This is a genomic window from Bartonella gliris (genome assembly GCF_045277155.1).
GTDB classification, from domain to species: domain Bacteria; phylum Pseudomonadota; class Alphaproteobacteria; order Rhizobiales; family Rhizobiaceae; genus Bartonella; species Bartonella gliris.
Window position 1 is genome coordinate 778,186 of sequence record NZ_CP123962.1, and the last position, 23,586, is coordinate 801,771.

Sequence of the window (23,586 nt, forward strand, 5' to 3'; positions counted from 1 at the left end):
TGACCAATCAAACTATCTCATACCACAGCTCATTTTATAGCTTCTCAAACAAAATAAATGGAAATCTTCTAGACATCAATGAAAATAGGATAGCCACGATGAAATCCCTGATTGACTATTTTGATATTGCTTCATCTAAAGTGCAATCACTTGTACAAGAGTCTCTTCATAATGCTGATGATGGTGAACTTTACCTTGAATATACTGAAAGTGAAGCTCTTTTATTTGATAATGGACAACTTAAAAATGGCTCATTTCATCAAGATATGGGATTTGGTCTACGCGTTGTTGCTGGAGAAGCTACTGGATATGCACACTCTAGTGAATTATCAGCTGCAGCGCTCAAACGCGCCAGTGAAGCGGCTAAAGCTGTTACCTATAATAATCATGCAGGACCTTATAGTGCCGCACCCCAAAAAACAAATAAGAGACTCTATCAACCACATAACCCGCTTGATACTCCATCATTTGAAGAAAAAAGTACACTTTTGCAAAAAATCGATGCTTACTTACGTAAAAAAAATAATAAATTGCATCAAGTTACTGTTTCTCTTTCCGGTTCACTCCAGCATGTTGAAATCTTACGTGCTGACGGGTGTCTTGTTCGTGATATCCGCCCTCTTGTGCGGCTTTCTATATCTGTGGTTGCATCTGAGGGGAATCGGCGTGAAAATGGTTTCTATGGATGTGGTGGGCGGCAAGCATTTAGCCAATTCATTAGCGAAGAAAATTGGAAAAAAGCTGCTGATGAGGCTTTGCGTATGGCTTTAATAAACCTAGAAGCAGAACCAGCACCAGCAGGAACATTTGATGTTGTCTTAGCCAATGGATGGCCTGGCGTTATGCTTCATGAAGCCGTAGGTCATGGGTTGGAAGGGGATTTTAACCGCAAAAAAACATCTGCTTTCGCTGGACTTTTAGGCAAACAAATTGCAGCAAAAGGTGTGACAGTCGTTGATGATGGTACAATGCCCAAGTGCCGTGGTTCACTTACCGTCGATGATGAAGGCACACCATCAGGATATAACGTTCTTATTGAAGATGGAAAACTTGTCGGCTTTATGCAAGACAGATTAAATGCTCGACTTATGGGTGTTAATCCAACTGGAAATGGACGGCGTGAATCCTATGCACATGCACCAATGCCACGGATGACAAATACGATAATGCTAGGAGGAGATAAAACACCTGAAGAAATTCTCTCCTCACTAAAAAATGGTATCTATGCTGTTTCATTTGGCGGAGGACAAGTTGATATCACTTCTGGAAAATTCGTATTTGAATGTACCGAAGCTTATCGAGTAGAGAATGGCAAAATTGTAGCACCAATCAAAGGTGCAACCCTTATTGGAAATGGACCAGAAGCCATGAAACGTATTACAATGATTGGAAATGATAGCAAACTTGATAATGGTATCGGTATGTGCGGAAAAGCAGGACAAAATGTCCCTGTGGGTGTCGGGCAACCTCATCTGCGAATCAATGATATGACAATTGGTGGAACAGCACTTTCATAAAACTCGGTTCTGGGTAGCTAATTTCCTTATCTAGAATATGATGGAAATAGAGACTAGTAATCCCATATAAGAAGAAGCTTTTTTATCTAATCTCCAGAAGATTAGAAGATATGTCTGAAGTGGTGAAGTTTATTGAAGAAGCCTTCGACCAGGTGAGGTTCTTTGTAAAAGTGTTCATTATCATTCTACAGTGTTTTCTTGTTCGAATAAGACTTTGATTTATAGAGATAATTTATTTTCTGCATGTTGTATTAGAGCCCCGAATATCCTAAGATTATCTCATTTCAAACCTGTTTTGTGTTGAATCAATCAAAACCACTCGCTTGCACATAACAAACGGGATTAGCGTGTGAATAAAAATTGTTTAAGAAAGGAGTAAACCGGCTTACACCTTCACAAACGTAAAGATGATGATACTCAATGAATTTTATATTATACCATTCACAGGCACCACCGTGAAATGGGCTTTCGTGTTTTAGGAGATGTTTTTTTAAAAAAGCACGTGAATTGGCAACACTATAGCGTTTTGTTTTACCGTGTGGGAAAGAAGGACAGCAATAGAGTTTTACTTCCTCCCCCTTTTCTTCGTGCATTCCAACATAACCTTTATAAGAATAACTTGTGTATTTACATCTCCTTCAACCAGCTAAAGAGCTTGAGTCATATCATTTTAGTTCCTTAGAGAGAGAAGAAAACGTAAAGCCCCCCCCTAAGGCATCCACCACAGCACAACTCTTCCTGATAAATCTTCTCTACTTCTTACAAACGCTTTCCTTTCATGCTGACCTTATCTATAATATAAGCCTGACACAAAGATGGCCTAGAGCAAAGGTGGTATCAATCCTCATAGCTTTTCCAACATACCCCATAGTCTTTGATAAGCCCTTTGAAAAATCGAATGAGAGATCTCTTTCTGACACTAGGCTTCATAAGGCTTAGGGATGCTAGTCACTTGCTTGAGGATAAGGAGAAGCTTTCGCCACTTTAAAACATCATGAACGCCTTCAACAAAACGACAGGGATGATTTTGAGACCTTATGCGTATCCCAGCAACTTATCCTCAATACAATAAAAGATAAATCTTTTGCTAATCCGTCTATTTGATGTCATCCTTTCTCCAAGGTAACACTGTTTTTCTTTACAAATGAAACGTTAGCACTACTTCATCTTTCATCTCAAAGCTTAACAAAGGGTACAAGATCTAATCAAATGTCCTTAAAATTCAAGAACTTTTGGTGTCCTTTAAATAAGCTAAAGTTTCCAACCTATATTCGCTCTACGCTTACTCAAAACAGCTACAATTTCAACATGCGGTGACCATAAAAATTGATCAATCGGTATGATTTTTTCTATTGTATAACCACCTGCAACAAGAAGAGATAAATCACGAGCAAACGTAACAGGATTGCATGAAATTGCCACCACACGTGGAATTGTTGTCTTCGCCAATTCACGCACCTGTTCTTGTGCACCAGCGCGTGGAGGATCAAAAACAACGCACTCAAAACACTCAAGCTCCTTCGCAGAAAGTGGACGACGAAAGAGATCACGTTTTTCACAAGTTACTGTTTTTAAACCAGTCGTAAAACGTGCTGCCCGATCTAAATTTGCTAACGCTGCCCCATCATTTTCTACCGCATGAACATTTATCTTTTTCGCCATACGCAACGTAAATGTTCCCACTCCCGAAAACAAATCAACGGCATTCTTTGCTTTTTTTAAATGCGCTAAAATAATATTGCCCATAATATTTTCTGCTTCAAAAGTCGCTTGGAGAAAACCAGCAGCGGGAAATTCAACACAGACATCTCCGAAAGAAACAAATGGTTTTTCTCGTTCAATCAAAACCTCACCTTCAACAGACAAACGTGTGATTCCACGTGCAAGAGCTGTGTGAATCATTTTCTGACGAATGCGCTCATCCCGCACGACACACCCATTTAAAGCAACGTCTAAGCCATTTTCAACAGAGGTTATCGTAATGTGAAACCGTTTGTTATCATTGCTTACAAGAGTACAAAGTACCTTGATATCATCTAATTTAGACATAATCTCTAAACGTGTAACTGGACATTCCTTAAGTGCAATAACATCATGAGATAAATAACGGTTAAAACCAATAATATGGCCTCTCTGGGTCGCAAGCGCTGTTAAAGTAATGCGTCGGCGACTGTGATATCCACATTCAATTAAAGGAGAAACAAGGACATCAATCCCATACCTTTTAAGAGCATCAACAACCAATTGGCGTTTCCAAGAGCGATAAGCATCGCTACGCCAATGCTGAAGCACACACCCTCCACAATTCTCAAAATGTTGGCAAATAGCTTCAATACGTTCCGTTGACTTTTCTTCTAGCGTAATAAGTTTTCCATATTTTCCATGAAGAGCAATTGTAGCAACCTCTCCTGGTAAAGTAAAAGGAACATAGATCGAGCCATACGGTGTATTGGAAATACCATAACCGCTCGCTCCAATATGGTCGATTATAACTCTGTTGCTCACTCTTTTTTTTCTCCGAATAACAAATATTCTACATTGCCATCACCACCTGCTATAGGTGAAGGAAGCAAACCTTTCGCTGTCCACCCTCTTTGCGTGTTGAGCCAATCAAAAAGACCTTCAGCAGTTTGTTTTGTTGTTGAGTGATTTCTCAATACCCCACCCTTCCCAAGAGCTTTTCGACCAATTTCAAATTGTGGTTTTACCAATAAAACTGCTTGAGCTCCCTTCCTAGCTAGAGACAAAACGGGAGGTAGTGCAAGTTTGAGAGAAATAAAACTGACGTCCGATACTATAAGATCAATTTCTCGACCGCCTAAATGTTTCTGTTGCAAATCCCTAACATTCAAGCCTTCTAATAAGGTGATCGCACTGTTGCCAGATAAACGTGCATCCAATTGATTATGCCCAACATCAACAGCAATGACATGAAATGCTCCGCGCTCTAAGAGAACTTGCGTAAAACCACCTGTCGATGCACCAATATCAATGGCAGTTACGTTATCCGTTACAATTGGAAATGCATCAAGGGCACTGATCAATTTTAATGCTGCACGTGAAACATAATTCTGTGCAGGATCGCAAACTACAATTTCTGCGTCATCAGAAATGACTTGCCCAGCTTTTAAAATGATTTCGCCATCAACCTTAACGGTTTTGCGTATGATAGCGTCACGTGCCCGTGAGCGCGTCGTAAAAAAGTTTTTTTCAACTAAAAGAACATCAAGCCTTTTCCTAACGGACATCTCATACTCGAATGTTTTTCACTGTCCGAATTTCGCTTCCCAAAGCAGTAAAAACAGTGTTGATAATACCTAAAGAATCAAGCCCTATACGTGAGAGAACTTTCTCTGGTGAACCGTGATTCAAATATTCATCAGGAAGCGTTAGTGTACGAACTTTTAAACCACGCTCTAAAAGTCCTTCTTGTGCCAAAAATTGTAATAAGTGCGCTCCAAATCCGCCCATTGCGCCTTCTTCAATTGTCACCAATACTTCATGCTCACGTGCCAAACGACGCATTAAATCTTTATCTAAAGGTTTTGCAAACCGTGCATCTGCAACCGTCGTAGATAACCCCTCTGCACCCAATTCATCAGCAGCCATAAGTACTTCTGACATCCGCGCTCCAAAACAAACCAAAGCAATCTTGCTTCCCTCACGTAAGACACGTCCTTTTCCAATTTCAAGCAACTCACCGCGCTCAGGCAAATCCATACCAACACCTTCACCACGCGGATAACGAAAAGAAAGGGGCCCCTGATCATAAGCCGCGGCAGTACGCACCATATGCATCAGTTCAACTTCGTCAGAAGGCGCCATAACAACAAATTCAGGAAGAGTTGTCAAAAAAACAATATCAAAACTGCCAGCGTGTGTCGCACCATCTGCACCCACAAAACCTGCTCGATCAATCGCAAAACGCACCGGTAATTTTTGAATCGATACATCGTGAATAATCTGATCATAAGCGCGCTGTAAAAAAGTAGAATAAATCGCGACAAAAGGTTTGTAACCTTCACAAGCGATACCAGCAGCAAAAGTCACTGCATGCTGCTCCGCAATACCAACATCAAACATTTTTTCAGGAAATTTTTCCGCGAAAGAATCAAGGCCCGTTCCTGTTGGCATTGCAGCTGTTATACCAACAATCTTATCGTCATGACTGGCTTCCTCTATTAAAGCTTTAGAAAACACCTTGGTATAGGAAAGAGCATTGCTTTGTGTCTTAATCTGTTTACCTGTAACAACATCAAAACGATTAACACCATGATATTTATCAGATGATGCTTCCGCAGGTGCATAACCCTTGCCCTTATGGGTTACTACATGCACCAAAACAGGACCATCAGGATATTCACGAACATTTTTCAAAACAGGCAACAAATGCCCTAAATTATGACCATCTATTGGTCCAACATAATAAAAGCCAAGTTCATCAAATAAAGTCCCCCCAACCAAAAAACCACGAGCAAATTCTTCTGAACGACGTGCTTTATCTAAAAAGAACTTTGGCAATTTCTCGCTTAGTATTTTTACCCGTTCACGCAAATTACGGTATGATGGGCGGGAAACAAGTCGTGCAAGATGAGCGCTCATAGCACCAGTAGGAGGTGCAATAGACATATCATTATCGTTAAGGATAACAATCAAACGTGCATCTAAAGCGCCGGCATTATTCATCGCTTCATACGCCATACCAGCAGACATAGCACCATCACCAATTACAGAAATAATATTCCGTCTTGTCTCTGCCTTCAAAGCGCTAGCCACCGCCATACCAAGACCAGCTGAAATAGAAGTAGAAGAATGTCCCGCCCCAAATGGATCATACACACTTTCTGAGCGCTTAGTAAAACCTGACAAACCACCCTCTTGACGCAACGTGCGAATTCTCTCTCTACGCCCTGTCAAAATTTTATGGGGATAGGTTTGATGACCAACATCCCAAATAATTCTATCCTCGGGTGTATTAAAAACATAATGCAACGCAACAGTGAGTTCAACAACACCAAGCCCCGCGCCAAGATGACCACCTGTTATCGAAACCGCATCAATTGTTTCAGCCCGCAACTCATCAGCCAACCTTACCAAATCAGACTCAGGCAAAGCCCGCAAATCCTGTGGCAAACGAATACAATCAAGCAGTGGCGTTAATGGCCTAGACAAAAAAAGCTCCTTATATTTATTTTAGCAAGAAAATGAAAGGATAGGCACACATTTTCTCCTATTCTGTTCATAGTGTGTCGTATTTTACATTGGAATACTTTACCTATTTGAGATTTTCTACAGCTTTTCTTGTTTCTAGCTCATTACAAAAAAGAAACGCATAAAATTCGTTCTCCATAAATGAGGTCGCTTTGCCTTTTGCAACTCAACAAATACAGAAAAATTACTGAACTTCATTCAGGATCAAGTGGCTCTACACCTTCTGGAGAACCTCCCTCTGAAAGTTGAATTTTTTCAACTTTAGCTTCGGCTGCTTTCAAGAGTCTCTCACAATGCTTTTTAAGAGCCTCACCGCGCTCATAAATATCAATTGATTGTTCTAAAGGAACATCACCGCGTTCCAAATTCTCAACAATCACTTCAAGCTGCTTAAGTGCTTCCTCAAAACTTAACGCTGTAATATCCCCCTTTTTTATCTCTTGTTTCATGCGACCCTCACAAGATATCTGTTCTGGATATACGAATTCCAAAACCTTCTAAACCTACATAATGACGCTCTTTAGAAGCATAAATGATAACAGAACTGATTCCTAAATGTTTCAAAATTTGTGACCCTAAACCAATTTGGCGCCATTCTTCTTCACGTTCAATCGCCTGTACATGGTTTTCTGAACATTCTTTTGCTATTTCCTGAATGTTAATAGCTGGTTGGTGACCAACACCAACTGATCCTTCACGCAAATAAATAAAAACACCACGTTTTTCTTTTTCCATCATACGTCGCATAATAGCAGTAACATCTGATGATTGGCCAAAAACATCATTTATAATGTTTTCACGATGCAAACGCACAGGAATATCCTCACCATCACGAATATCACCAAAAACGATCACAACATGCTGAACTACTTCCCAAGGGAGTTGATAACTCTGAACAATAGCAGGTCCTACTGGTGTTTCAATATGCATTTCTCCAACATGCCTGATCAACATTTCCTTACGCTGACGATAAGCAATTAAATCCGCAACCGTTATCATATGCAATTGATTATCTTGTGCAAATTTTGTAACTTCATCTCCGTGTTTAACACTGCCATCATCATTGACCAACTCACCAATAACGCCAACTGGCGGCAAACCAGTTAATTTACATAAATCAACAGCCGCCTCCGTGTGACCTGAACGCATGAGAACCCCTCCTTCATGCGCAATTAAAGGGAAAATATGGCCTGGACGGACAAAATCATCAGCGCTGGCATTTGGATTAGCAAGATTACGAACTGCCAATGTGCGGTCGTGTGCTGAAATACCCGTCGTTATCCCATGTTTAAAATCCACAGTAACAGTAAATTGGGTCCGGTGCGCTGAATTATTATCTGGTACCATAGGAGAAAGATGAAACCGTTGCGCTTCTTCTTTTGGCATAGGTGCACAAACAATGCCTGTTGTATGGCGAATGATAAACGCCATCTTTTCTTCTGTACAATGGACAGCAGCAACAGTTAAATCACCCTCGTTTTCACGGCCATCATCATCCGTAACCACAATAATTTCACCGCGTTCAAAAGCCCGAATCGCAGAAACAACTTTTTTTTGGTCATACATCATTCTTTACCTTTCGAACTAGCCAACCTGACCGCGATGTCTTAGATAATGGTCAGCAATAGCACAAGCGACCATCGCTTCACCAACAGGAACAGCACGTATCCCCACACACGGATCATGACGGCCCTTCGTTACAACATCGACATTATTACCATCAATATCAATTGAACGACGGGGGGTCAAAATTGATGCTGTCGGCTTAACCGCAAAACGTGCAACGATTGGCTGTCCGCTCGATATTCCACCTAAAATACCGCCAGCATGATTGGATAAAAAAAGCGGTTTCCCATCACTTCCCATTCGCATTTCATCTGCATTTTCTTCTCCCCTCAGACGAGCTGCTGCAAAACCGTCCCCAATTTCCACCCCCTTAACCGCATTAATCGACATAAGTAATGATGCAATATCCTGATCAAGTTTTGCGTAAAGAGGTGCCCCTAAACCCGCCGGAACATTTTCTGCAACCACCTCAACAAGAGCGCCAACGGATGAACCATCTTTACGGACTTTATCAATATAATCACTAAAAACGTGCACCATCTCTGCATCAGGCGTAAAAAAAGGATTATTATCAACCTCTACCCAATCCCAACGATCACGATTAATATTATGAGGACCAATCGCTATTAAAGCTCCCCGTACAATCAGATTAGGAACAATTTTACGCGCTATAGCACCTGCTGCAACCCGTGCTGCTGTCTCACGCGCCGAAGCACGCCCTCCACCTCGAAAATCACGAATGCCATATTTAATATCATAAGTATAGTCTGCATGACCTGGACGATACTGATGGACAATTGAACCATAATCTTTCGAGCGTTGATCTGTGTTTTGAATAAACAGGGAAATTGGTGTACCAGTAGTCACCAATGTCGTCCCATCATCTTGAACAATAACCCCTGAAAGGACCTCTACTTTATCTGGTTCTCGGCGCTGCGTTGTGTATTTGGATTGTCCTGGTCTGCGTTTATCAAGATAAGATTGAATCTCTGAAAGAGTGAAAACAATTCCTGGAGGACAACCATCAATAATACAGCCCAGAGCAGCACCATGACTTTCCCCCCATGTTGTTACGCGGAACAAATGACCAAATGTATTATGCGACATGAACAACGACTCGTTTCTCTGTCAAATATACGCAACTATAGCGCATGTTGAACTGTGTACAAACAGCCTCCACCTCAAAATACCATTTCATTGGCCATTTTAAATTCAGTCAAATCACTACTGTTAAATAAAGCCTTATAAATAAAATTTATTCTTTAACGACGGAAATATCTGGTGCGTCAACAGCTTTCATACCGATGACATTATAACCTGAATCCACATGATGCACTTCACCGGTAACAGAACGAGACAAGTCTGAAAGAAAGTAAAGAGCAGAATCACCTACCTCTTCAATTGTTACCGTACGTCGTAAAGGCGCATTATATTCGTTCCATTTTAAAATATAACGGAAATCACCAATGCCAGAAGCAGCTAGCGTTTTGATTGGCCCAGCAGAGATAGCATTAACACGAATATGCTTAGGACCTAAATCTACTGCAAGATATTTCACGCTCGCTTCCAGAGCTGCTTTCGCAACCCCCATTACGTTATAATTGGGAACAACCTTTTCTGCACCATAATAAGTCAGCGTTAAAATTGAACCGCCATCTGACATTAATTCCTCTGCACGCTTCGTTAAAGCTGTTAAGGAATAAACAGAAATATTCATGGTCATCATAAAATTTGATTCGCTAATATCAACATAACGACCGCTTAATTCGTCCTTATTAGAAAAACCAATAGCATGAACTAAAAAATCTAATTTGCCCCACTTCTTCTTTATTGCTCTAAAGACCGCATCTATTGATGCACTATCAGAAACATCACAATGACCGCAAATAAACCCCTTTACTTCCTCAGCCAAAGGCTCAACACGCTTTTTCATCGCCTCACCCTGATAGGTGAAAGCAAGCTCTGCCCCCGCGTTACTCGCCGCTTTAGCTATCCCCCAAGCGATAGAACGATTATTGGCCAATCCCAAAATTAAACCACGCTTGCCATACAATAAACCATTACCCTTAGCCATCAGCACTGCCCCATTGTTACTTCAATTAATATTAATTATCTGCCTATGGCATAGGTCAACTTTTTCTTCAAGCAATTGCTTTAAAAGAAAACAAAAACTGCAGCTTTTATATAACCAAAAAATTATCCCTTCTGCATTTGCAAAAACTGTTCTAATGCAGTATCTCTACCTTCCGGCAACATGATACGAACATGCACATAAAGATCATCTCTTGTGCCATTTTTTAAACGAAGTCCTTTTCCCTTAAGCCGTAAAACACGATCAGAACTGGACCAAGCAGGAATCGTTAAAACCACACGCCCCTCCAAAGTCTCAACCTCTTCTTTTGCTCCTAAAACAGCATGTTTAAGGGAGACTGGTAAATCAAGATGGAGCGCCCTTCCCTCAAGCCGCAAACGAGGATGTTTTTGAATATGAATCGTTACCAACGCATCTCCTGCTTGCCCATAAGCCACCTCTTCTCCCTGACCTTTTAAACGAATGGTTTGTCCATCTTCAACATAGTCTGGTAGCTTAATTTTTAGCCTTTTTCCATTAGGAAAAACGGCTTCCACCTTTTCTGCACCAACCATCTGTTCCAATGTTACCGCAAGATTGGCACGAACATGAGCCCCTTGTTGAGGCCGATTATAGTGTGCAGAATTTGAAAAGCTCCCTCTTCCCCCAAACAGATCACGAAAAATATCACTCGCGTCAAAACCTGCACCACCTGAAGAACTAAAATCAAACCCCTTGGCTCCTCCTGAAAAAGGATTGTGTCTATTGCTAAAATTTTCACCAGCACCATAAGCTTGATAAAGTGGTTTTCCATCCATATCAATTTCACCGCGGTCAAATTGTGCTTTTTTGTCTTTATCACCTATAATTTCATAAGCTTGATTAATTTCAGAAAACTTTTCTTTAGCTTTTGCATCATCCATATTATGGTCTGGATGATACTTCTTTGCTAATCTTCTGAATGCTGCTTTAATCTCTTGCGGTTTTGCGGTACGTGCCACACCCAGAATCGTGTAGGGATCACGCATATTGTCCTCTTTTCAATTTTTTTGTTTTCAAAATATCAACTGATATATTGTTCAGTATTCCTCACAGAGTTTCATTAGTTTATTCTAGAGAATAATTTTTCTCTGTCTCTTTCGTTTATATGTCTATAAAGAAAATAAAATACCAGCTAAAATAGATATTTTTTTAATATAGCGCATTGCATTCAATGCTAAAGAAAAAAATAATTAAAATGCCATAAAAATATAGAACGGAATTGATTTTTTAAATAGAGAAAAAAAGCACTTTACTTCTCGATGATAAAGTACACTAAAATAAACCAAGGAATGCCTCACTCGTGCTCACTGACGTTCGGAGATACTATGAACAACAAAGTACAAACAGACAATGACTTCATGCAAATGGAAAAACCTTTCGCACTTTTCGCAAAATGGCTTGAAGAGGCAACTATAAGCGAAATAAATGATCCCAACGCTATGGCATTAGCAACAGTTGATGAAACAGGCTTGCCTAATGTTCGTATGGTTCTTCTCAAAGATTACAGCTCCCAAGGCTTCGTCTTCTATACCAACTATGAAAGCCGTAAAGGACAAGAAATTTTAAAATCAATGAAAGCATCCTTAGGGTTTCATTGGAAATCGCTTCGCCGTCAAGTCAGAATTAGAGGAATTGTTGAAAAGGTCACACCTCAAGAAGCAGATGCATATTTCCAATCGCGACCACGTGGCAGTCGAATTGGTGCATGGGCATCCAAACAATCCCAACCATTAGAAAATCGTTTTGTTCTCGAGAAAGCAATTGCCAAATATACTGCTCATTATGCAATAGGCAATATCCCACGCCCACCTTATTGGTCTGGTTTCCGTGTTAAACCCCTTTCTATCGAATTCTGGAGCGATCGTCCGTTTCGTTTACATGACCGTCTGCTCTTTACACGCAATTCTGTTGAAAATGTCGATTGGCAAAGACAAAAACTTTATCCCTAATCCTTCAAGCTTTGAAGCATGAAAATTGTGTTTGTATAAGGATTAAACAGCTATTCGCAAAACTAAGAATAGATTATTGACTTCAATTTAAATCTGAGAATTGCATTTTCACTCTAAAACTTGGTTAAGAATAATCTTTTACCTACGTTACTGTTTGAAGAGTAGTTACAGTTATCAGCCTATCCAAGTGAAAATACTGTATTCAGCCCCCCCCCCATAAGGTAATCAACTATGTTCAAACGGAGCTAAAAAAGGTAAGTTGATCTTCCATGTTCTGAAATAAGGAAAACTAAGCAATTTGAATTAAGACAAGAATCGTTGCTTCAAACGTTCTAAGCAAAATCTATTTTTAATTTATTTAAAAAAACGGCAATTGCATATAGAAACAAGCTCTAAAGTTAAAATAAAAAATTTTAAAATCAGTGATTGCATCCTTAGATTCTCATTCCTTTCACTTTTAGCATTACATAACATAATGATTTTATTTTTTAAATTTTGGTTTTTAAGCTGTAGGACAAAGTACCATCCATATACCACCGCATACCAAACCAGCGAAAATTGCAAAGCCAATAAACGAATTAGATTTGAAAAGATGAAGGCATTGTGAACTGTCATCTATATCAATGATTTTAATTTGAATAAACATGTGGATACTTGCCACAAAAAGCCCCAAAAAACTGAGAATGGGGACTTGCGCCAAATAAAATGCTAAGCTGACGAGCACCAAAAAACCACTATATAAAAACACCAGAGCACGTTTAGTGCTTTTACCAAAGAGAAGTGCCGTAGAAAGCACGCCAACAGTAGCATCATCTTCCTTATCTTGATGCGCGTAGATTGTATCATACCCTATCGTCCACAAAATTGATCCCACATAAAGTAAGATCGGTGGCCAACTCAGACTTCCGCACACAACTGCCCATCCCATTAATGCTCCCCAATTAAATGCAACACCTAAAAAAAACTGCGGCCAATATGTTACGCGCTTCATAAAAGGATAAAGTGCAACCGCCACCAATGATGAAATACCTAGAAAAAAACTAAATCTATTAAATTGCGATAAGACGCCTAAACCAACTAAGCACTGCACAAATATAAAAATTTTTGCTTGAAATCGACTCACATGTCCTGTTGGCAATGGACGAGAACGTGTTCTCTCTACCTGAGAATCAATTTTGTAGTCAATAAGATCGTTCCAAGTGCATCCTGCACCCCGCATAGCTATAGACCCCAGCAAAAAAAGAAAGAGATACCAAAACCAATTCATTAACATTGATAAAAAAGGATATCGATGCATCTCATAAGAAAGAAAAGCCATTGTCGTTGACCAGAAACAAGGCCACATCAATAATTGCCATCCTACAGGCCGATCCCAACGTGCCAATTGAGCATAAAACCATAAAGAAGGAGGCAGAAAATGATAGACCCATTGGTTGGGGGAGGCATCTACAACCCGTCCTTGACTCTTACAGGATTGAATATGTGTAATATTTTTATTTTTTTTCATTAGATGACTTCACCTTTAGTCTTGCGATGGAAGCATTTCACTCTTATGACAAGAAAACTAATTGAATCATCTTCTGTGATAGGAGCAAACAATGAACATTCTTCTTATCGGCTCAGGCGGACGAGAACATGCTTTAGCATGGAAAATAGCAGCATCGCCCCTGCTAAAAAAATTATATTGTGCTCCTGGAAATCCTGCAACAATAGAATTTGGTGAAAACATTGATTTAAACATTAATGATCACTCTCTCGTCATTGATTTTTGCAAAACACATTCTATTGACCTTGTCGTTATTGGACCAGAAGCACCACTGGTTGCCGGTATAACAGACTCTCTTAATCGTGCTAACATCTGTGTATTTGGACCTACGCAAAAAGCTGCTCAGCTAGAAGGTTCAAAATCATTTACAAAAGATTTATGCCGTAAGAATAACATTCCTACAGGAACTTACCAATGCTTTAATGATGCTTCAGAAGCTAAAGCTTATATTCATCAACAAGGTGTCCCTATTGTCATTAAAGCCGATGGCTTAGCTGCTGGTAAAGGTGTTGTTGTTGCAATGACAATGGAACAAGCATTTAACGCAGTTGACGCCTGCTTCAAAAGTGCATTTGGTGATGCAGGAGAAAAAATTGTTATAGAATCCTTTCTTGAAGGTGAAGAAGCAAGCTTCTTCTGTCTTTGTGACGGTAAAACCGCTATTCCCTTTGGATCCGCACAAGATCATAAACGCGTTGGTGAGGGCGATACAGGAGCTAATACCGGTGGTATGGGAGCATATTCACCAGCCCCCATCATGACCCAAGAAATGGTTAATCGTACCCTCAAAGAAATTGTTGAACCCGCTTTATGCAGCATGAACAAAATGGGAGCTCCCTTTAAAGGCATTCTCTTTGTCGGATTGATGATAACGCAAAAAGGACCAGAATTAATTGAATTTAATGTACGATTCGGTGATCCTGAATGCCAAGTTTTAATGATGCGCTTAAAAGATGATATTCTTCCTCTTCTTCTTGCTGCTGCTCAAGGAAACCTTGAAAATAAACCCCTTGAGTGGTCTGAAAAAACTGCCTTAACTGTTGTTATGGCTGCTAACGGTTACCCAGACTCTCCCCAAAAAGGTACGGTTATTCGTAATGTTGATAAAGTGAACGCTCTTTCTCATGTGAAAGTTTTTCAAGCTGGCACAGCATTACGCAATGGAGAACTCATTGCTAATGGTGGACGCGTTTTAAATATAACAGCAATAGGAGAAACCATTAGCCAAGCGCAAAAACGCGCCTATGAAGCAGTTGATTGTATTGATTGGCCAGAAGGCTTTGTTCGCCGCGATATCGGTTGGCGAGCCGTTGCGCGAGAAAGCTAAATCGTTTTAAGGTTCCTTTTCATGATTTGATAACTTTATTTGGTAGCATGATGCGCGAATTTGCTCACTGTTTTGTATTACTTATAATATTGAATTTCCTTCTGATATGCATGCCCATCCCAAAACAGACAAAATGAAAAAGTTTTCTCAGTATGAAATTGTGATCACAACCATGTAATCATCTGTTGCCATGTTTGTTTAAGATCCACTTGCTTATCATTTTTCATAAATAGCCTTCCGCTTATTAAGCTTGAAACAAACATCTTGTATTGTCATTGCCTTTGTATGAGAAAGCGCTGAAATTCTTTTTACTTTAAATACCCTACTAATTTTTTAATTACGCCGCAAAACTAAAGCCTGTATTCGTCAATGGTGTTGTCATTATTCTTAAAGCCAACGGCTTATCTTCCAAAAAAAGTGTTGGTGTTGTAACAGCAATGGAAAAAGCATTTAATAGTTTTGATTCTTACTGTTACAAACGTATATTTCAAACAATACAGAAATCATAAAAATAAATGCATCGAGCAGTACAATAGAAAAAAATGAATACATATCAACACTACTGCAGCGCAATCCGATTCGCGATCGTTAAACGCAAACCCAAGGGATTGCTATAGCGGAGTAAAAAGCGTTTTTGTTTAGAATGCAATGTTGTACAAAAAAATCGACGTAAATCAGAACGATCTTTAACAACCATAATGCTATTATCTTCATTGATCATAAGCATAGGGAGGTCATAGGTATCTGCCCATAATCGCCAATCCAAAAGAACATTATTTAAATCTCTAGAAACTAAAAGCGGAATACAAGCCTCTTCTTCTGTATGAAGCAACTCTAATGCAACTGCTCTTTCTCCTGAACGTGTTTTTACTATACGTGCTGCAATCCCTCTGAAATGATAAGCCGGTATTAAACGGGATAAGTTTGAGGGAGAGTCAGTTTTAAAAAAAATCCCGCGCTCACTCAACGAACAAATTATTTGATTGCCCGTTTTCAATGAAAAATATGTCGTTGTTTGTGGCAAATGACACGGATCTAACCGAAATTCAAGCCCCGCTTTCGCCTGATTAAAGCATTGATTAGCCATATTAAAGTGTCCCAATTTATCTTAATAATATACACCCTCTAACAGCTTTTTCCCACCGGATTATTAAAAGATTGAATAAAAAACAATTGATTTATTTTTTGGTTATTGAAATCTAAACAAAAACACATGACACAGTTTACCGCTCTTGAACTATAAGATTTTTCCAGGATTCATAATCCCTAACGGGTCAAGCATTTCTTTAATCTTCTGCATAATGTCCAGTGCAATAGGTGATTTAAAAGTGCGAAGTTCCTCACGTTTAAGCTGACCAATTCCATGTTCAGCAGAAAATGTCCCCTTATAATGCATCACGAGACTATGAATCCGGTGATTCATTTGTGACCATAATTGTAAAAACGCAGTGGGATCAGCCCCGACAGGCTGCATAATATTGTAGTGAAGGTTCCCATCGCCTAGATGTCCAAAACAAACCACTCGCGCACTTGGAACAATTTCTTCAACAATAACAGCTGCTTCAGAAATAAAATCAGGAATCGAAGCAATAGGTAGCGCAATGTCGTGCTTAATAGACCTTCCTGCTAACTTTTGTGCATATGACATATTTTCACGCAATTGCCAAAAAAAATCTTGCTGCTTTAACGATTGCGCAATAACCGCATCTTCTATCACAGCATTATTTAAAGCGTCTTCCAAAATAATACTGAGCACTGATAATGCCTCACCATCACCCTGCAATGATGAAATATTAATCAATACATACCATTCATGCTCATGTTCAAAAGGAGATTTCTTGCACATATTATAGCTTAAAGACATTTGCAAGCTAAGTTTTGACATAAGCTCAAAACACGTCAACATTCCTCCCCCATGGGATTGCGCAAGAGATAAAAGTTCAAGAGCCTTCACTGCACTGCTTAAGCCTACAAAAGCAACAGCTTTTCCTTTGGGTTTCGGAAAAAGCTTTAAAACTGCCGCAGTTATAACTCCTAAAGTGCCTTCAGCACCAATGAAAAGATTTTTTAAATCATAGCCGCTATTGTCTTTCTTTACAAAACGCAAATCATCCAAAATACGTCCATCAGGCAAAACAACTTCTAAACCAAGACAAAGCTCCCGCATATTGCCATAAGCTAAAACAGCTGTCCCTCCAGCGTTAGATGAAAGATTGCCCCCTATCTGACAGGAGCCTTCCGAACCCAAAGAAAGAGGGAAAAAACGACCCAATTCATCTACTTTTTTCTGTAAGTCCTGTAAAATAACACCAGCTTCCACCACAGCAAAATTACCCTCAAGACTCACACATCTAATCTTATTCAATCGTTCCATGGATAAAAGAACACCACACCCATTTTCATCTGGCTGCCCCCCCCCCACAAGACCTGTATTTCCCCCCTGAGGCACAATCGGTGTGCATGTTTGGCTGGCCAACTGCATAATTGATGATACCTCTGCACTAGAAGATGGCCGTAAAAGCAACGGTGTTTTTCCATGAAAAAGTCCACGCTCTTCGAGCAAATATGGTGCAATGAATGTTTGATCTGTTATAGCATGTTTAGCACCAACAATTTTTCTAAATCTCTCAATTAACTCCTGCTCCATCTTTATTTCTCCTTTGGAGCTGCAGCACGTATTAAACGATCATTAACAGCCTCACCCAATCCGTACGATGGGATGGATTCTACTGCAATACACCTCACCTTGAGTGAATCCAATTGCTTCATATATGCAAATAAATGAGCGGCGGCCTCTTCCAAGTGCCCACTCTCGCTAAGATTTAAAATAGAAACGGCATTTTCAACACCCATAATGCGTTTAGGACCAAATGCTAAAAGCGCTTCACCGCTTTCCACCTTTTGCACATTCAAACGAACCGCGGCATTGGGCGCATAATGTGACTTTAACATACCTGGTGCTTCAATCGCTGTCCTCTGATCCAGCCGTTTCAACGATTTCCCCGCGACTTCTTCAATTTCTTCAGCAATCAGCCCCCCGGGACGCAAAAGATAAATATTGTCACCACAAACCTTAATAATCGTTGATTCAATCCCGATTTTAGAAGCCCCTCCGTCAAGTATCAAGGGAACAGATGTCCCTAAAGATGCAAAAACAGCTTCAGCCGAAGTAGGACTAAGGCATCCTGATTGATTCGCGCTGGGAGCAGCGAGAGGACGTCCAAAATATTGTACAATTTCTGCAAAACCACTCTGAGGAAAACGGACAGCCAATGTATTAAGACCAGCAGTGGTTAAAGGATGGATATTATGATGTGCCTTTAAAGGCAAAACTAATGTCAAAGGTCCTGGCCAAAATACCTCCATCAATCGACGTGAAAGAAAATCAATTTCTACATAGCGTTCCGCCATTTTAATACTGCTTACGTGGGCAATAAGAGGATTAAATTGCGGTCGCTTTTTTGTAGAAAAAATAGAAGCCATTGCCTTTCCATTGGTCGCATCACCAGCCAATCCATAAACAGTTTCTGTCGGCAAAGCCACTAATTGTCCCTGTTCAAGCAATGTAATTGCTTCTTTTATTGAAGCGCTATTGAGAGGCAAAATCGTCATGACATACCATCCCTGTAACCCTCTTTGAGTGATATTATACTCTTTTTCATCCATATATCCCATTGATTTTATATGTTTTTTTCAAGGTGCGGGGTTCGTAAATAAAGGTTAGGGAATAGGATTTTCCAACATGCTTCTACAAGACATATCTTGTTTTGCAAACTTTCTCTAATAACTTTTTGAATTCTGCTAAGTCTTCTTGTGAAAAGCTATTCAATGATCTCGCAAACATGCCAACAATTTCACGGCTAAATGGACCAGAAGGCTTTATTGTAAAACTTTTGCGGCAAGCATAAGCCTCTTTTCTTAAGAGAGAAGCCATATCTTGATCTAAAGCGTACAGCTCTATGATCTTTTCTTCCATACCAACAGGTACAGATTTTTTGCCAATCTCAACAGAAGATAAAAATGCTACAGATATATCTAATTTCTTAGCCATATCTAATAAACGTTCTGAATGATCAATACGAAGCTTGCGTAAGGTTTTACCAAAGGGTGTTAGCATCTAAAAAAAATCCTTTAGAAAAAATAATTATTTCATTGTGATTCTAGCATAAATTCTCAGGTTTTGGTTAGCTCCGTTTAAAAATTGACTTCCTACCCTCCTTAATACACAAGGTTGTATGGCGTGACGGATAATTTCTTGACAACAGCTTGAAGTGTAGTACATTGTAGTACAGTTAAATAGGAGATTGAGCAATGGGAAAAATTCAAGCCCGCATACCTGATGAAGTTCAAGAAATTGCAAGTGCAGTTATTAAGTCCACAGGCTTGACTGTATCAGATGCAGTGCGCATGTTTATGACCCGCATTGCTAGAGATAGAGCATTACCGCTTGATCTATTCCAGCCAAATCCGGAAACATTACAAGCTATCGAGGATGCCGAAATGGGACGTGTCGAACGTACATCATTAGACGGCTTAAGAACCATGATACGCGAAGATAGAACCAAAATGCGTAAATCTGAAAAGAAAACCTAAGCTTGCTATGCGAGAAATTGTCTATACGCGTTCATTCCGACGCGACCTTAAACGTGAAAGCAAAGGTAGATATGCTAATGCACTAGAGGAGGATTTGCTGCTTGTGGTCAAAGCGTTAGCGGAGAATGCACCGCTAAAAGCGCATTGGAAAGATCATGCACTAACAGGTCAGTGGCGCAATTGTCGTGATTGTCCCATAAAACCGGATTTAGTTTTGATCTATCGAAAGCCAGATGCCAAAACACTAGAGCTTTTACGACTTGGCTCCCATTCTGAACTACGTTTATAATTGGATCTCCAATTCATAGTAAAAAGAATTTTACGAAATTTTTTCTTTTATGACAGTTGTTCAATTCTTTGAGAACCATTGTTTTAAATGTGCGAAGATATTGTCTATCGCATCCATGAGGCGTGCAAAATCAAGGATAATCAAAAAGATAAAAAATGCACCCCACTTCATAAAGCGAGACATCATTTTCACACTTTGGTAGGTAATGATCATTTCTTGAAGCATTGCTTTTTCTGCTTCTGTAAGCTCTGTGTGTTTTTCAGTTTTCTTTCTAACCATGTTTCCATCCACACAAATACTCACCCTGTTTATTATGCTTTAAGATCTCTCTTGCTAAGTTGGCACTGATGGCGTTCAGATCTTGCCGGCTTAAATAAATGGGTAACCAACCAACACAAGAAGAAATATATTTATTTGTCGTGCAACCAGTCAGAGAGAGCAGCACGCACATCAGCATCACTTTTTTGATTAATTTCATTTTCCACCTCAAGCCGTGCCATTGCTGCTTTTAAAGCTTTTTCTGTTTGCTTTTGCTGTTCAACCTTTTTTCCAAGGGTAAAGGCTCTTGCTAATGCAATAAAAAAAGCGGCTAAAGCCGCACCTGTTAGCATCAAATTTCTTTTCATCCATAAGATCATAGGCGGTGCTCTTGAAAGCGTTTAGCAACAAAAAAAATACCAGCACATGCGGCTAAGACCATAATGGTTGCCAAAGCCCATTGAACTGGACCATTGCCTGCTAAAAAACCGCCAAGACCTGAGAAAGAACCAATAATCGGTGCAAGTGCTTCGACTTTGAGAAACCCCGTTGGTGCTTGCGTTTCTACTGTTTGATAATTAGAAGAAACATAAGCCCCTTTCGCCCATAATCCTGCTTCTGCTACACGCCGGTGTACAAGACCTTGCAAACGTTTGCCTCCTGCTTTGGTCCATTTTTGTAATTCGAAGGGAACTGCTTCATAATCCCCCTGATTAAGCCTTTTAAGCAGTGTAGAGTTTTGGAAAGCTGCAATACCCACATTATAACAAAAGGAAACAAGAGCGCCAAACTGCTCGTCGCTTAAATTCACACAAACCGCTTTTTCTACCGCCTTCTCATATTGTCGCAAATCTGCTAAAAGCATAGTTTCGGCTTTTTTTTCTGTAATCACCATACCTTCAATAACTGTTGGTTGACCAGCTTTTCTCGTATGACCATAGCCAATGGTCCACACACCAGAGACATCTTGATAAGCCTGCAAGCGCAAACCTTCCCACTTTTTTAAACAGTATAGACAGTCTTTACTTATTTTCCGTGCCATTACTTCATTCCACCCTATAAATATATCTTTATGAGTACTGCACCATCTCCACCATCACCGCCAATTTTATCACCGCCGGGCTTCCCGTCGAAATATCCACCGCCACCGCCGCCAGCTCCATTCCCGCCACGACCACCTTTACCACCTTTGTAACTCTCACCACCCTGCCCCATGATAGACCCCTTGCATTTACCGCCGCCGCCGCCGCCGCCAAGAAAAGAGCTTCCACCAGTACCAGCTCTCTTGCCGTCACTTCCACTCCCTCCACCATTCCCACCGGAAAAAATAAAGCTCTCACCACTCGTACCGCCTCTGTTTCCTCCTCCATCCCCGCCTTTTCCTCCAAAGTTAACAAAAATCATGGAGACGGAATATCCTCCTTCTGCAGTAACAAGCCTTTCTTTTGCAGAAACAAGCCCTTTGATCATTGTCCTACCACCATTGCACAAAATATTGCTATCATTGCCTTTGCCACCACGACCAATGTAAGCTGTTTTTAATTTATCTAAATCAGAACCTTTCATTTTAACATGCACACATTGACCGCCGCCGCCGCCGCCATCCTTGACACCGCCACCGCCACCACCCCAAGCCCATATTTCAATCTCAGTTTCATCCGTGATTCCTTCCGGCCAAGGAATATCTCCACTTTCTGTCATAAGGATTTCTATAGGTTTGCTAACCCCGCCACCATTGTTGCTGCCACCGTTATTGTTTGAGCTATTGGCTTTAATTGAAGCAAGTAAATCAACAGGAGATATCAATGCATCAACTGTTTTTGTGCCATCAATCCAGTCTTGTTTTGCAAGAGGTTGAATGAGATCAACTTTTTTCTGCACACTATGCGCTGTATCTTGCGCTTTATAGGCTGTCATTTGTGCAGCAGCAGCAGTAGCGTTTGCATCCGTAGCATTCGTTTTTGCAACTTGAGCAGCATCTAATGCACTCTCTGCTGTCTCTTGCGCTTTGTCCGCAACACTGAAACATGCTTGAATTGTGTTTTGTGCTTTATCTGCTGTTTCTTGTGCAACACTTGCCACAGATTTTGCACTGTCTGCTGTTTTTTGCGCAACCTCAGCAGTCGTTTTCGCATCTACAGCGTAAGCTTTTGCATCTTTCGCTGTCCTTAATGTACTCTCTGCAACGTCCTTTGCCTCACTTGCTGCATGAAGCCCTTGTTGTGCACTTTCCTGTGCCTGTTGTGCCTCATCTTCAATTTTATCAATTTTTGCAACCTGTGCACGTTCTTGAGATGTGAAGATAAGATGCGTGTTCCCCTCTCTCATATTCTCCATATCAAAAACATCTTTTGCTATTTTGTTTGGATCATAGACCGATTTTGACATGCCAAGAGATTTTGATAAGGAAAAATAATTGATGGTATTCTTCAGTTCTACAGGAGAGATAGGATAATGAACGCCTTCTTTTCCCATACGCCACTTTTCCATTGTGGGTCCATGAGGACTGAGCCAGTGCAGCTTTAATCTTTCCTCTTCTGTCAAGATCTTTTTGCTAGGTCCCTCATGCATATTCTCCATGGAAAAGGCATTTGATCTTACATTGTTGGGGTCATATATATCAGCCTTCATATCACCAATCCCTAAAGGCGATATTTTTACCCATCCAGCGCCTGATAACAGAGTATCTGCGCTAGGATTCCCACTTGCTTCAATATCGTGGATTGTGACCTTATCTTTGTAAGCAAGAGCTCCAATATCTCTCTTTGCAACAGCATCATCAGCCTTTTTCCCTTGAGCAGCAGTTGCAAAATATTCTACCTCATAAGCTGCTGCACTCCCCACTGAAACAGGTGCAAGAGCCTTACTATCTAAAACACCTTCTTTGACTTCTTTCTTTGTTGCTGGTTCAAGCTTAAATATATGCGTATGATAGGGTAATGGCATCGCGGTTCATTCCTTAGTAAGTCTGTTTTTGAGATTTTTGGGGATGAGAGACTGTAATTCATCAATAAGTTTTTGCATGGTCTCTATGCGTTTATCTGTTGCTTCTTTATATTCTACCAAAGCGCTTAAAAGATCATGCTGTATGTCGCTTTTGACAATATCAAGAATCTTATTCAATGGCGCATGAACCATTCTATTGCTTGCATAAAAAAGGACGCGGATTTGCTCCGCGTCCGCAATATCATCAATAGCAGACGGATTATTCATCATC

Annotated in this window: 25 protein-coding genes; 5 read left to right on the top strand and 20 right to left on the bottom strand. The window is 40.2% G+C overall.

Going from position 1 to position 23,586, the window contains the following annotated elements:
• Positions 1-98 precede the first annotated feature (98 nt).
• Positions 99-1,517 (top strand): metalloprotease TldD, encoded by a 1,419-nt coding sequence (gene tldD, locus QHG54_RS03440; protein ID WP_317992954.1) that lies wholly within the window; start codon positions 99-101, stop codon positions 1,515-1,517.
• 305 nt (positions 1,518-1,822) lie between these two features.
• Here the strand turns inward: tldD and QHG54_RS03445 are convergent, their stop codons facing one another.
• From QHG54_RS03445 to QHG54_RS03485, 9 genes are all read right to left on the bottom strand, one after another.
• The gene (locus QHG54_RS03445; protein WP_317992953.1) at positions 1,823-2,110 is read right to left on the bottom strand and encodes a hypothetical protein; all 288 of its coding nucleotides are present in this window, start codon (positions 2,108-2,110) and stop codon (positions 1,823-1,825) included.
• Between the two features lie 658 nt (positions 2,111-2,768).
• Complete coding sequence (locus QHG54_RS03450; protein WP_406604447.1) at positions 2,769-4,022, bottom strand: class I SAM-dependent RNA methyltransferase; 1,254 nt, start codon at positions 4,020-4,022, stop codon at positions 2,769-2,771.
• Positions 4,019-4,765 (bottom strand): TlyA family RNA methyltransferase, encoded by a 747-nt coding sequence (locus QHG54_RS03455; protein ID WP_317992951.1) that lies wholly within the window; start codon positions 4,763-4,765, stop codon positions 4,019-4,021. The genes QHG54_RS03450 and QHG54_RS03455 overlap by 4 nt, the downstream gene beginning before the upstream one ends.
• Position 4,766: 1 nt before the next feature.
• Entirely contained in the window at positions 4,767-6,689 is a 1,923-nt protein-coding gene (gene dxs, locus QHG54_RS03460) for a 1-deoxy-D-xylulose-5-phosphate synthase (RefSeq protein ID WP_406604448.1), read from the bottom strand.
• Positions 6,690-6,922: 233 nt separating this feature from the next.
• Complete coding sequence (locus QHG54_RS03465; protein WP_317992949.1) at positions 6,923-7,177, bottom strand: exodeoxyribonuclease VII small subunit; 255 nt, start codon at positions 7,175-7,177, stop codon at positions 6,923-6,925.
• A 7-nt stretch (positions 7,178-7,184) separates the two neighbouring features.
• A complete protein-coding gene (ribB, locus tag QHG54_RS03470; protein WP_406604449.1) occupies positions 7,185-8,297 on the bottom strand; it encodes a 3,4-dihydroxy-2-butanone-4-phosphate synthase in 1,113 nt (370 codons plus the stop codon).
• 15 nt (positions 8,298-8,312) lie between these two features.
• Positions 8,313-9,401 (bottom strand): chorismate synthase, encoded by a 1,089-nt coding sequence (gene aroC / locus QHG54_RS03475; protein WP_406604450.1) that lies wholly within the window; start codon positions 9,399-9,401, stop codon positions 8,313-8,315.
• Between the two features lie 148 nt (positions 9,402-9,549).
• Positions 9,550-10,368: an enoyl-ACP reductase FabI gene (gene fabI, locus QHG54_RS03480; protein WP_406604451.1), complete on the bottom strand. Its 819-nt coding sequence runs from the start codon at positions 10,366-10,368 to the stop codon at positions 9,550-9,552.
• Between the two features lie 122 nt (positions 10,369-10,490).
• Positions 10,491-11,393, bottom strand: coding sequence for a DnaJ C-terminal domain-containing protein (locus tag QHG54_RS03485; RefSeq protein ID WP_406604452.1), 903 nt, complete (start codon positions 11,391-11,393; stop codon positions 10,491-10,493).
• A 339-nt stretch (positions 11,394-11,732) separates the two neighbouring features.
• Here QHG54_RS03485 and pdxH point away from each other — a divergent pair, with 339 nt between their 5' ends.
• On the top strand, positions 11,733-12,356 hold the full coding sequence (gene pdxH / locus QHG54_RS03490; RefSeq protein WP_317992944.1) for a pyridoxamine 5'-phosphate oxidase: 624 nt from the start codon (positions 11,733-11,735) through the stop codon (positions 12,354-12,356).
• Between the two features lie 502 nt (positions 12,357-12,858).
• Here the strand turns inward: pdxH and ubiA are convergent.
• Positions 12,859-13,863, bottom strand: a complete 1,005-nt coding sequence (gene ubiA, locus QHG54_RS03495; protein ID WP_406604453.1) for a 4-hydroxybenzoate octaprenyltransferase — start codon at positions 13,861-13,863, stop codon at positions 12,859-12,861.
• A 91-nt stretch (positions 13,864-13,954) separates the two neighbouring features.
• Here ubiA and purD point away from each other — a divergent pair, with 91 nt between their 5' ends.
• A complete protein-coding gene (purD, locus tag QHG54_RS03500; protein WP_317992942.1) occupies positions 13,955-15,229 on the top strand; it encodes a phosphoribosylamine--glycine ligase in 1,275 nt (424 codons plus the stop codon).
• Between the two features lie 559 nt (positions 15,230-15,788).
• Here purD and QHG54_RS03505 read toward each other — a convergent pair.
• The 4 genes from QHG54_RS03505 to QHG54_RS03520 form a co-directional block, all read right to left on the bottom strand.
• Positions 15,789-16,316, bottom strand: coding sequence for a DUF6101 family protein (locus tag QHG54_RS03505; RefSeq protein WP_406604454.1), 528 nt, complete (start codon positions 16,314-16,316; stop codon positions 15,789-15,791).
• A 150-nt stretch (positions 16,317-16,466) separates the two neighbouring features.
• Entirely contained in the window at positions 16,467-17,876 is a 1,410-nt protein-coding gene (locus QHG54_RS03510) for an FAD-binding oxidoreductase (protein WP_317992940.1), read from the bottom strand.
• Positions 17,877-17,878: 2 nt separating this feature from the next.
• A complete protein-coding gene (locus QHG54_RS03515) occupies positions 17,879-18,841 on the bottom strand; it encodes an L-threonylcarbamoyladenylate synthase (protein WP_317994024.1) in 963 nt (320 codons plus the stop codon).
• Between the two features lie 136 nt (positions 18,842-18,977).
• On the bottom strand, positions 18,978-19,346 hold the full coding sequence (locus tag QHG54_RS03520; protein WP_317992939.1) for an XRE family transcriptional regulator: 369 nt from the start codon (positions 19,344-19,346) through the stop codon (positions 18,978-18,980).
• 194 nt (positions 19,347-19,540) lie between these two features.
• Between QHG54_RS03520 and QHG54_RS03525 the strand changes: the two genes are divergently transcribed.
• Together QHG54_RS03525 and QHG54_RS03530 are read left to right on the top strand one after the other, a co-directional pair.
• Complete coding sequence (locus tag QHG54_RS03525) at positions 19,541-19,822, top strand: type II toxin-antitoxin system RelB/DinJ family antitoxin (RefSeq protein WP_317992938.1); 282 nt, start codon at positions 19,541-19,543, stop codon at positions 19,820-19,822.
• Between the two features lie 7 nt (positions 19,823-19,829).
• Positions 19,830-20,111, top strand: coding sequence for a type II toxin-antitoxin system YafQ family toxin (locus QHG54_RS03530; RefSeq protein ID WP_317992937.1), 282 nt, complete (start codon positions 19,830-19,832; stop codon positions 20,109-20,111).
• A gap of 60 nt (positions 20,112-20,171) precedes the next feature.
• Here QHG54_RS03530 and QHG54_RS03535 read toward each other — a convergent pair whose 3' ends face one another.
• The 6 genes from QHG54_RS03535 to QHG54_RS03560 are packed head-to-tail and all read right to left on the bottom strand — an operon-like array spanning position 20,172 to position 23,585.
• Positions 20,172-20,390: a hypothetical protein gene (locus QHG54_RS03535; protein WP_317992936.1), complete on the bottom strand. Its 219-nt coding sequence runs from the start codon at positions 20,388-20,390 to the stop codon at positions 20,172-20,174.
• Positions 20,383-20,589, bottom strand: coding sequence for a hypothetical protein (locus QHG54_RS03540; protein WP_317992935.1), 207 nt, complete (start codon positions 20,587-20,589; stop codon positions 20,383-20,385). Before QHG54_RS03540 ends, QHG54_RS03535 begins: the two co-directional genes overlap by 8 nt.
• Entirely contained in the window at positions 20,522-20,749 is a 228-nt protein-coding gene (locus QHG54_RS03545) for a hypothetical protein (RefSeq protein ID WP_317992934.1), read from the bottom strand. The genes QHG54_RS03540 and QHG54_RS03545 overlap by 68 nt, the downstream gene beginning before the upstream one ends.
• Positions 20,746-21,411 carry a glycoside hydrolase family protein gene (locus tag QHG54_RS03550; protein ID WP_317992933.1) on the bottom strand — a complete coding sequence of 222 codons (666 nt, stop codon included), beginning with the start codon at positions 21,409-21,411 and terminating at the stop codon, positions 20,746-20,748. The genes QHG54_RS03545 and QHG54_RS03550 overlap by 4 nt, the downstream gene beginning before the upstream one ends.
• 14 nt (positions 21,412-21,425) lie before the next feature.
• Positions 21,426-23,315, bottom strand: coding sequence for a hypothetical protein (locus QHG54_RS03555; RefSeq protein ID WP_406604455.1), 1,890 nt, complete (start codon positions 23,313-23,315; stop codon positions 21,426-21,428).
• 6 nt (positions 23,316-23,321) lie between these two features.
• Positions 23,322-23,585 carry a hypothetical protein gene (locus tag QHG54_RS03560; protein WP_317992931.1) on the bottom strand — a complete coding sequence of 88 codons (264 nt, stop codon included), beginning with the start codon at positions 23,583-23,585 and terminating at the stop codon, positions 23,322-23,324.
• Between the last annotated feature and the right edge of the window lies 1 nt (position 23,586).